This is a genomic window from Pseudoxanthomonas kalamensis DSM 18571, from assembly GCF_010211745.1.
Classification (GTDB): domain Bacteria; phylum Pseudomonadota; class Gammaproteobacteria; order Xanthomonadales; family Xanthomonadaceae; genus Pseudoxanthomonas_A; species Pseudoxanthomonas_A kalamensis.
Genome location: NZ_PDWQ01000006.1, coordinates 212973 through 223105, shown reverse-complemented (window position 1 = coordinate 223105; position 10133 = coordinate 212973). Strand labels below are relative to the sequence as shown.

The following is a 10133-nucleotide window of genomic DNA, read 5'->3' as shown; positions in this document are numbered from 1 at the left end:
TCAGATTTGTATAAGAGACATGGATGGGGGGGTGTCTTCAGCCGTCGAGCCTTCCGCCGCCGCCTGCTTGACGTCGGCCATCGTCACCGTGCCGTCGGGACCGCTGGCGCGGATGCGGGACAGGTCCAGACCGAGCTTGCGCGCCATCGCGCGCACGGCGGGCATCGCGCGTGCGCCGCCGGCGCTGACCAGACGTTCGCTGCGGACCGTGTCGGAGACCTGCATGCTGCCGACCACGGTGCCGGCGTCCTGGGTTGCGGTGGCGGGTGAAGCAGGCCCGGCCGCGGTCGAAGCGGCGGCACCGTGGCGATGGCCGCTGTCGTGGCCTTCGCCGCGCTGCGGCAGGGCCGGGTCCGGCGCGAACACGGCCAGCATGCTGCCGGTGGCAACGATGTCGCCGGCGTTGCCGCCCAGCTTCAGCACCGTGCCGGAAACCGGCGACGGCACCTCGACCACGGCCTTGGCGGTTTCCATCGACACCAGCGGCGCATCGAGCAGGATGGTGTCGCCTTCACCGACGAACCACTCCACGATGGTCGCGTCGGGCAGGCCCTCGCCCAGGTCGGGCAGCAGGAAGGTCTTGGTGTCGCTCATCGAAAGCCTGGCCTCTGGTACGGCGGTCCCGCTGTGATGGGACCGCAGATGAATGATGGTGGATCAACTTGCCGCCAGCGTGCGCTTCGCTGCGGCGACGATCTTGTCCACGCTCGGCAGGTATTTCATTTCCAGCCGGAACAGCGGGATGTGGGTATCCGGCCCGGTGACGCGCTCGACCGGCGCCAGCAGGTCGTACATCGAGTGCTCGGCCAGGCGTGCGGCGATCTCGGCGCCGAATCCGGCGGTGCGCGGCGCTTCGTGCACGATCACGCAGCGACCGGTCCTGGCCACCGATTCGGCGATGGTGTCGAAATCCAGCGGCTTCAGCGTGGCCACGTCGATCACTTCGGCCTCGATGCCTTCAGCGGACAGCGCGTCGGCCGCCTCCAGACATTCCTTGACCTGCGCGCCCCAGGTCACCAGGGTCACGTCGTCGCCGTCGCGCAGCACGTAGCACACGTCCAGCGGCAGCGCCTCGCCGTCGTCGGGCACGGTTTCCTTGTACTGCCGGTAGATCCGCTTGGGTTCCATGTAGATCACCGGGTCCGGATCGCGGATGGCGGCCAGCAGCAGGCCGTAGGCGCGTTGCGGCGAAGACGGCATCACCACCCGCAGCCCTGGGATGTTGGTGAAGATCGCTTCGTTGGCTTCGGAATGGTGCTCGGGCGCGCGGATGCCGCCGCCCCACGGCACTCGCAGCACCATCGGGCAATGCAGGCGGCCACGGGTACGGTTGCGCATGCGCACGGCATGGCTGGCGATCTGGTCGAGCATCGGATAGACGAAGCCGTCGAACTGCGCTTCGGCCACCGGTTTCATGCCCTGGGTGGCCAGGCCGACGGCGAGTCCGGCGATGGTGGTCTCGTCCAGCGGTGTGTCCAGCACGCGCTGTTCGCCGAAGCGTTGCTGCAGGCCATTGGTGGCACGGAACACGCCGCCGTTGACGCCGACATCCTCGCCCAGCACCAGCACCGAATCGTCGTGCTGCAGCTCCCAGGCCAGGGCCTGGGTGATCGCCTCGATCAGGGTGATGGGGGGATCGGCGCTCATCGGCCGCGCTCCGAGGCGATGGCGGCCGCGCGCTGGGCCAGCAGATCGGTTGGCGGATCGGCGTACAGGTAATCGAACATCGCCTCGACCGGCTGCGGCGGTGTGGCCAGATAGGCGTCGACCTCGGCGGCGACCTGCGCGTCGCACTCCTGCAGCCAGGCGCGTTCCTCTTCCTCGCTCCACAGGTCCTGCACCTGCAGCCAGCGCCGCAGCCGCAGCAGTGGTTCGTGTTGCCAGGCGGCCTTGACCTCGGCGTCGTCGCGGTAGCGGCGGGCATCGTCGGCGGTGGTGTGGTCGGACAGGCGATAGGTGACGAATTCGATCACGCTGCCGCCTTCGCCGTTGCGCGCGCGTTCGCCGGCGATGCGCATCGCCTCCAGCACCGCCAGCAGGTCATTGCCGTCGGCCTGCAGGCAGTACAGGCCGCCGGCGATGCCTTTCTGCGCCAGCGTTTGCGCACCGGTCTGTGCGCTGCGCGGCAGCGAGATGGCCCAGCCGTTGTTGATCACGCACAGCACCAGCGGCAGCCGGTAGGCGCCGGCGGAATTGATCGCGGCGTAGAAATCGGCCTTCGACGATCCACCGTCGCCGCAGACGCCGACCGCGATCTGCGCTTGCCCGCGCAGCCTGAACGCCAGCGCGGCGCCGGCCGCGTGCAGGCACTGGGTGGCGATCGGCACGCTCCAGGCGTAATCCTGCCGGCAATCGGCGTAATCGTTGCCGCGTTCGTCGCCGCCCCAGTACAGCAGCACGTCGCGCGGGCGCACGCCGCGCATGAACTGCGCACCGTATTCGCGGTAGCTGGGGGCGAACACGTCGTCGGCCTGCATCGAGGCGCCGATGCCGACATGGGTGGCCTCGTGGCCCAGGCTGGAGGCATAGGTACCCAACTTGCCGGTGCGTTGCAGCGCGACCGCCTTGCCGTCGAAGGCGCGCACGAACAGCATGCGCTTGAACAGATCCTTCAGGTGTCGGGTGTCGCGTGCGGCTTCCGGCAGCGCATCGTCCAGCAGTCGGCCATCCGGGTCGAGGTACTGCAGGTACTGGATTTCGAAGCTTGCGGCAAGCGTCATGTCCTGTTCTGCGTGAATGTCATGCGCCGATGATAGCGGTTGCCGCGGGCAATGCCGTTGCGCGTCGCGGCAACGCTGCCGCATCCGGGGCTTGAGTCGACCCGGGCGCGGGTCCGATGCGATATTCTGCGCCGATGGCGATCGACAACAACGAACGTCCGCTCGAGGCGGGCATCCACACCGAACTGGCCGGCAGGACCACCTATGGTGGCTACCTGCAGCTGGACAAGCTGTTGTCGGCGCAGCAGCCGCTTTCGGAACCGCCGCATCACGACGAGATGCTGTTCATCGTCCAGCACCAGGTGTCGGAATTGTGGCTGAAGCTGCTGATTCATGAACTGTCGGCGGCGAACGTCCACATGCATCGCGACGAGGTCTGGCAGTGCCGCAAGGTGATCGCGCGCTGCAAGCAGGTGCTACGCCAGCTGATCGAGCAATGGGCGGTACTGGAGACCCTGACCCCGGCCGAATACATGCAGTTCCGCGATGGACTGGGGCCATCATCCGGCTTCCAGTCGCTGCAGTACCGTCGGGTCGAATTCCTGCTGGGCAACAAGAATGCGGCGATGCTGAAGGTGTTCGAATACGACCCGTCCGGGCAGGCGCTGCTGCGCGAGGCGCTGGAATCGCCCAGCCTGTACGAACAGTTCCTGCACTACCTGGCGCGCTTCGGCCATGCGGTTCCGGCACGGCACCTGCAGCGCGACTGGTCGCAGCCGCACGTGTTCGATCATGAGCTGGTGCCGGTGTTCGAGCGCATCTACGAGGACACCGACCGCTACTGGCGCGAGTATTCCTTGTGCGAGGATCTGGTCGACCTGGAAACCCAGTTCCAGTTGTGGCGCTTCCGCCACATGCGCACGGTGATGCGGATCATCGGCTTCAAGCGCGGCACCGGCGGCTCGTCTGGGGTGGGCTTCCTGAAGCAGGCGCTGGAGTTGACCTTCTTCCCCGAACTGTTCGACGTGCGCACGGCCATCGGCCCAGGCCGCTGACCGCGGGTGGACGCGGTGCCGCCGGCCTTGCAGTACGTCGCCGTGGCGTTGATGGTGGCGACACTGGCGCTGGCCGCACGGACCTTGCCCTGGCACAAGCTGCGCGGCGACGCCGAGGCGCAACGGGTGCTGGGCGTGGCGCTGGTCATGCTGGCGCTGTTGCGGCTGTTCAATACCCGGGCGCTGGACGATGTGAGATTGAACTTCGTCGGCGCGATGGTCGCCACCCTGATGTTCGGGCCGCAATTCGCGCTGTGGGTCCTGGCGGTGGTGTCGCTGCTGGCGGGCGTGTCCGGTGCGGCCTGGCTGGGTCCGGCGCCGGATTTCCTCGCCACCGCCGCGCTGCCGGTGCTGGCCGGGCATGCGTTTTCGCGTTTCGCCGAGCGCCGGCTGCCGCCCAACCTGTTCGTCTACGTGCTGGTGCAGGCCTTCCTCGGCGGCGCCTTGACCATCGCCGTGTGCAATCTGGCCAAGGCGGCGGTGATGGCCTGGCTGGGTTCGCGCGCGGTACCGGCCTACCTGCTGGCCACGCCGCTGATGATGTTCGGCGAGGCGTTCCTGTCCGGCGGCGCGATGGCGCTGGTGGTGGTGTACCGGCCGCAGTGGTGCAGCAGTTTCGACGATGCGCGCTACCTGCGCCCGCGTTGAACGCCCATCCGTGCCGGTTTGACGCCGCTGTCGGGCTGGGCCATTCTGCCGACCAGCCCGCGACCGCGGGCGCTTTCTTGAACGATTTCCGCGAGGTACATCAATGAGCGACGCCAATACGGCGGCAGGCAGTCCGATTCCGGAATTCAGGCAGGTCATGGGCCATCCGCGTCCGTTGTGGATGCTGTTCATGTCCGAATTCTGGGAACGCTTCGCGTTCTACGGCATTCGCTGGGCCATGGTGCTGTACATCGTCGCCCAGTTCCACGGTGGCGACGCGTCCGGCGAGAAGCCGGCCAGCGAGCTGTACGGTGCCTACCTGGCGCTGGTCTACGCCGGCGCGATCTTCGGCGGCTACGTGGCCGACAAGCTGATCGGTTACCAGCGCTCGATTCTGGTCGGTGCAATCTTCATGGCGGCTGGACTGTTCCTGCTGGCCTCGCCGACAGAGCTTGTATTCAAGCTGGGTCTGGCCACGATCATCGTCGGCAACGGCCTGTTCAAGCCGATCATCTCGACCATGGTCGGCAAGCTGTACCTGCACGGGGACGAGCGTCGCGATTCCGGCTTCACCATCTTCTACATGGGCATCAACATCGGTGCGATGATCGCTCCGGTCATTACCGGCTGGCTGGCGCGCAAGGTGTTCGGCACCAACGATGATCCGCATTACCAATGGGTGTTCATCTCCGCCGGCATCGGCATGGTACTGAGCCTGGTCTGGTTCTGGTTCGGCCGTAGCCAGCTGAAGGGCATCGGTTTGCCGGCAGAGGGGAAAGAAGGTCTGGGGCGTGTCGGCCTGGTCGCCCTGCTGGGCCTCGCAGTCGGCATTCCGCTGTTCTATTTCCTGCTGACGATCAACGCGAATGCGTTGCAGACCATCCTGATGGCGCTGTTCATCATTCCTGCGGTGATGCTGATCATCGAAGGCGTGCGCGAGGGTCATGTCGCCCGCGACAAGGTGTTCGCGATGCTGGTGATCTTCGTGTTCAACGTGCTGTTCTGGATGTTCTTCGAGCAGGCCGGCAGTTCGTTCACGTTCCTGGCGGACAAGATTGTCGATCGTGATTTCGGCAGCTGGACCTTCCCGCTGGAATGGTTCCAGTCGGTGAACTCGGTCGCGATCATTACCCTGGCGCCGGTGATGGCGTGGATGTGGGTGAGGATGGGAAAGGTGAATCCGTCAATTCCGCGCAAGTTCGGGCTGGGCCTGATCTTCAACGGACTGGCCTTCCTGCTGCTGATGGTCGCGCTGTCGAAGATGGTGGACGACGCCGGCAAGATCCCGTTCTGGACGCTGTTCATGGTCTACGTGATCCAGTCGGTCGGCGAGTTGTGCCTGTCGCCGATCGGATTGTCGATGACCACCAAGCTGGCGCCGCACAAGCTGAGCGGGCTGGCGATGGGCTGCTGGTTCCTGTCGATCGCCATCGGCAACAACCTGGCCGGCATCTTCGCCGGCAGGGTCAGCGGCGAAGGCGGCATGACTGTCGAGTCGGCGCATGCCGGCTACACCTTCGGCTTCTGGGCACTGGTCGGTTCGGGCGTGCTGCTGTTCGTGATCGCGCCGCTGATCAGCCGGTTGATGCATGGGGTGAAGTGAGTCGCCGGCGAATCCGGCAGCGCATGAAAAAGGCGGCCCGCGGGCCGCCTTTTTCCGTGCGCTGCCGACGCATGCCGCGCTTAGAGGTGCTTGAGCATCTCTTCCATGCCCTGTTTGCCCAGCTTGTCGATCAGCTTGTCGAGCAGCAGGCATTCTTCCTCGCTCAGCGGCGCCAGCAGATTGCGTTCGCAGGCCAGTACCATCGGCGCGACTTCGTCGTAGACCGAGCGCCCGGCTTCGGACAGGGTCAGCACCGAGCGGCGGCGGTCGTCGCCGTGGATTTCCCGCTGCACCAGGCCGCGCTCGAGCAGGCGCGCGACCGCGCGGCTGACCGCGACCTTGTCCATGGCGGTGCGCTCGGTGACCTCGCGCGCCGACAGTCCGGGGTAGCGGCCCAGCACCGCCATCACCCGCCATTCGGTGATGGCCAGGCCGAAGCGGCGGTGGTATTCGCTGGAAATGGCATAGCTGACCCGGTTGGACAGCACGCTGAGCCGGTAGGGCAGCAGCTTTTCCAGATCGAAGATCGTGGGCTGGCCGGAGGCGAAGGGGTTGGAGTCGGACATGATGCACCGCCGCTTGCAATTGGTTTCATTTGAAACTATAAAGGAGCCTACCATGCGCCGGGCTCGTGTCCCGGGCGAGGGGCAATTGTAGGAGATGGCCATGAGCGCAGAAACCGACCGCGGCATCCAGGTCGCCACATTCGACAATCCGATGGGCATCGACGGCTTTGAATTCGTCGAATTCGCCGCGCCCGCCGGGCAGGGGCAGATGCTCCACGACTACTTCCGCAAGCTCGGCTTCGTCCAGGTGGCGCGCCACCGGACGCGGCCGATCAGCACCTACCGGCAGGGCGACTGTACCTTCCTGATCAACGAGGATCCGGATTCGTTCGCCGCCGACTTCGCCGCCAAGCACGGCCCCAGCGCCTGCGGCTTCGCGATCCGGGTCAGCAAGCTGGCCGACTGGGCGCGCACGCAGGCGCTGAAGAACGGCGCCGAGCCGTTCGCGCCGCGCGAGGAGCTGAGCAAGGCGGTGGCCGCGCCGGTGATCCAGGGCATCGGCGGCTGCATGCTGTACATCGTCGACCGTTACGATGATCGCGGCACCATCCACGACCCGGACTACGAATGGCTGCCGGGCGTGGAGAAGATGCCGAAGGGTTTCGGCCTGACCTTCATCGACCACCTGACCCACAACCTGTACCACGGCAACATGGCCAAGTGGGCCGATTACTACGAGCGCCTGTTCAACTTCCGCGAGATCCGCTATTTCGACATCAAGGGCGCCAAGACCGGCCTGCTGTCGAAGGCGATGACCGCGCCGGACGGCATGGTACGCATCCCGCTGAACGAGTCGTCCGACCCGAAGTCGCAGATCAACGAATACCTGGACGCCTACCACGGCGAAGGCATCCAGCATGTGGCCTGCTTCACCGAGGACATCTACGACACGGTCGAAAGGATGCGCGCGGCCGGGGTCGAGTTCCTCGACACCCCTGACACCTATTTCGAGGTGATCGACCAGCGCATCCCCGAGCATGGCGAAGACGTGGCGCGGCTGGCGAAGAACAAGATCCTGATCGACGCCGACCCGGAAACGCACCAGCGCAAGCTGCTGCAGATATTCACCCAGAACGCGGTCGGGCCGATCTTCTTCGAGATCATCCAGCGCAAGGGCAACGAGGGTTTCGGCGAGGGCAACTTCCAGGCCCTGTTCGAAAGCATCGAGCGCGACCAGATGAAGCGCGGCGTGCTGTAGGCTGGGCCGACGCCTGTTTGCGGGAGGCAGCATGCAATCCAACGGTTACATGACCGGTTTCGGCAACGAGTTCGCCAGCGAGGCGCTTGCCGACACGCTTCCGGTCGGGCGCAACTCGCCGCAGCGGGTCGCCCACGGACTGTACGCCGAACAGCTGTCGGGGACCGCGTTCACCGCGCCGCGCGGGCACAACTTCCGCAGCTGGCTGTACCGGATTCGCCCGGCGGCCGTGCACGGAGCATTCACCCCGTTCGCGCAGCCGCGCTTTCACAACGATTTCGACGAAACTCCGGTCACGCCGGAGCAGTTGCGCTGGTCGCCGTTGCCGTTGCCACAGGCGCCGGCGGATTTCGTCGAGGGTATGTTCACGATGGCCGGCAATGGCTCGCCTGCGGCGCAGGTCGGGGTCGGCATTCACCTGTACGCCGCCGACCGCGACATGCGCGGCCGTTATTTCTACGACGCCGACGCCGAGCTGCTGATCGTGCCGCAGCAAGGGCGGCTGCGGATCGCCACCGAACTGGGCGTGCTGGAAGTGGAGCCGCAGCAGATCGCGGTGATTCCGCGTGGCGTGCGTTTTCGCGTCGAACTGCCGGACGGGCCTTCGCGCGGCTATGTCTGCGAGAACTTCGGCGCCTTGCTGCGTCTGCCCGACCTGGGGCCGATCGGCGCCAATGGCCTGGCCAACCCGCGCGATTTCGAGACCCCGTGCGCGGCCTACGAGGACATCGAGGGCGATTTCGAGTTGATCGCCAAGTTCCAGGGGCGGTTGTGGCGTGCCGACATTGGCCACTCGCCGCTGGACGTGGTCGGCTGGCATGGCAACTACGCGCCGTACCGCTACGATCTGCGCCGTTTCAACACGATCGGTTCGATCAGCTACGACCACCCGGATCCGTCGATCTTCCTGGTGTTGACCTCGCCCAGCGACACTCCCGGCGTGGGCAACATGGATTTCGTGATCTTCCCGCCGCGTTGGCTGGTGGCGCAGGACACCTTCCGGCCGCCGTGGTTCCACCGCAACATCGCCAGCGAGTTCATGGGCCTGATCCACGGTGCGTACGACGCCAAGGCCGAGGGCTTCGTGCCGGGCGGCGCTTCGCTGCACAATTGCATGACCGGTCACGGCCCGGATGCGGCGACGTTCGAGAAGGCGTCGTCCGCCGACCTGTCGAAGCCGGACGTGATCGTCGACAGCATGGCCTTCATGTTCGAGACCCGCGCGGTGATCCGGCCGGTCCGGCAGGCGCTGGAGGCGGCGCACCGGCAGCGCGACTACACCGGCTGCTGGGCCGGGCTGGAAAAACGCTTCTCGCCGCCGCGCTGAGCGCGGGATTGGCCGTCGCCGGGCGGCTGCGCATAGAATCGGTGCCTACGGGACGCCACGGGAGCCGCGCAGATGCTGGAAGCTTGGGGATTCTTCGCACTTGGACTGCTGCTGCTGGCATTGGGCGGCGACACCCTGGTCAAGGGCGCCTCGGGGCTGGCGCAGCGGCTGGGCGTATCGCCGTTCGTCGCCGGCCTGCTGCTGCTGGCCTTCGTCACTTCGCTGCCGGAACTGGCGGTCAACGCGCGCGCGGTCTGGGTCGGCGCGCAGGACATGGCGCTGGGCAATGCGATCGGCAGCAACATCGTCAACCTGGGCCTGACCCTGGGCGCGGCCGCGCTGGCTGCGCCGCTGCTGGTGCGGATGCGCCTGCTGGCGCCGATGCTGGTGCTGCTGGCGGTGGCGACACTGGCGCTGATCGGGTTCGGGCTGGACGGGGTGGTCGGCCGGGTCGAAGGCATCGCTCTGTTGCTGGGTTTCGTCGCCCTGCTGGGCTTCCTGCTGGCGCGCGCCTCGCGCGAGGGCGAGGCGGTGCGCGAAGGGGTGGAAGCCTATGCCGCGACCAAGCAGGCGCTGTGGCTGAATTTGCTGCGCTTCGTGCTGGCCTGCGCGCTGCTGTACTACGGCGCCGGCTTCGTCGTCGACAGCGCGCCGAGGATTGGTGCCGGGCTTGGCTGGACGCCGCTGCTGACCGGCCTGCTGCCGGTGGCGATCGGTACCGCGCTGCCGGAAGTGGCGGCCGCGGTGATGGCCGCGCGGCGCGGGCAGGGCGACATGGTGGTCGGCCACGTCATCGGCTCCAGCCTGTTCAACCTGCTGGTCGTGGTCGGCGGCATGGCGGCGTTCCGCCCGGTGCCGTTGCCGGCTTCGTTCGTGCGGCTGGAACTGCCGGCGGCGATTGCGTTCGCGCTGCTGTTGTATCCGCTGCTGAAGGGCGACTTGCGGATCAGCCGCGGCGAAGGCGCGGTCCTGTGCATCGCCTTTCTCGGCTGGGTGGCGCTGGAGCTGTTGCTGGCCGGCACCTGACCGCCGGCCGTCGTCAGCGGCTAGACTAGTCGCTCCCCACGCTTCCCCCG

Annotated in this window: 9 protein-coding genes and 1 pseudogene; 6 read left to right on the top strand and 4 right to left on the bottom strand. The window is 66.6% G+C overall.

Going from position 1 to position 10133, the window contains the following annotated elements; translation table 11 throughout:
* Window positions 1–21: 21 nt before the first annotated feature.
* The 3 genes and pseudogenes from CSC70_RS12960 to pdhA form a co-directional block, all read right to left on the bottom strand.
* Window positions 22–594: pseudogene (locus tag CSC70_RS12960) on the bottom strand (biotin/lipoyl-containing protein); the annotation flags it as partial.
* Between the two features lie 63 nt (window positions 595–657).
* A complete protein-coding gene (locus CSC70_RS12955) occupies window positions 658–1647 on the bottom strand; it encodes an alpha-ketoacid dehydrogenase subunit beta (RefSeq protein WP_162457054.1) in 990 nt (329 codons plus the stop codon).
* Window positions 1644–2720: a pyruvate dehydrogenase (acetyl-transferring) E1 component subunit alpha gene (pdhA, locus tag CSC70_RS12950; protein ID WP_162457053.1), complete on the bottom strand. Its 1077-nt coding sequence runs from the start codon at window positions 2718–2720 to the stop codon at window positions 1644–1646. Before pdhA ends, CSC70_RS12955 begins: the two co-directional genes overlap by 4 nt.
* A 134-nt stretch (window positions 2721–2854) precedes the next feature.
* On the opposite strand from pdhA, the gene CSC70_RS12945 reads away from it, so the two are divergent.
* The 3 genes from CSC70_RS12945 (at window position 2855) to CSC70_RS12935 (ending at window position 5966) form a co-directional block, all read left to right on the top strand.
* Window positions 2855–3715 (top strand): tryptophan 2,3-dioxygenase, encoded by an 861-nt coding sequence (locus CSC70_RS12945; RefSeq protein ID WP_162457052.1) that lies wholly within the window; start codon window positions 2855–2857, stop codon window positions 3713–3715.
* Between the two features lie 15 nt (window positions 3716–3730).
* A complete protein-coding gene (locus CSC70_RS12940; RefSeq protein ID WP_211369492.1) occupies window positions 3731–4363 on the top strand; it encodes an energy-coupling factor ABC transporter permease in 633 nt (210 codons plus the stop codon).
* A gap of 103 nt (window positions 4364–4466) precedes the next feature.
* Window positions 4467–5966 carry a peptide MFS transporter gene (locus tag CSC70_RS12935; RefSeq protein WP_162457050.1) on the top strand — a complete coding sequence of 500 codons (1500 nt, stop codon included), beginning with the start codon at window positions 4467–4469 and terminating at the stop codon, window positions 5964–5966.
* Window positions 5967–6046: 80 nt separating this feature from the next.
* Here the strand turns inward: CSC70_RS12935 and CSC70_RS12930 are convergent, their stop codons facing one another.
* A complete protein-coding gene (locus CSC70_RS12930) occupies window positions 6047–6532 on the bottom strand; it encodes a MarR family winged helix-turn-helix transcriptional regulator (RefSeq protein WP_162457049.1) in 486 nt (161 codons plus the stop codon).
* A gap of 100 nt (window positions 6533–6632) precedes the next feature.
* Here CSC70_RS12930 and hppD point away from each other — a divergent pair, with 100 nt between their 5' ends.
* The 3 genes from hppD (at window position 6633) to CSC70_RS12915 (ending at window position 10083) form a co-directional block, all read left to right on the top strand.
* Complete coding sequence (gene hppD, locus CSC70_RS12925; protein ID WP_162457048.1) at window positions 6633–7730, top strand: 4-hydroxyphenylpyruvate dioxygenase; 1098 nt, start codon at window positions 6633–6635, stop codon at window positions 7728–7730.
* A 31-nt stretch (window positions 7731–7761) separates the two neighbouring features.
* Entirely contained in the window at window positions 7762–9057 is a 1296-nt protein-coding gene (gene hmgA, locus CSC70_RS12920) for a homogentisate 1,2-dioxygenase (protein WP_162457047.1), read from the top strand.
* Window positions 9058–9129: 72 nt separating this feature from the next.
* Window positions 9130–10083 (top strand): calcium/sodium antiporter, encoded by a 954-nt coding sequence (locus CSC70_RS12915; RefSeq protein WP_162457046.1) that lies wholly within the window; start codon window positions 9130–9132, stop codon window positions 10081–10083.
* Window positions 10084–10133: the final 50 nt, after the last annotated feature.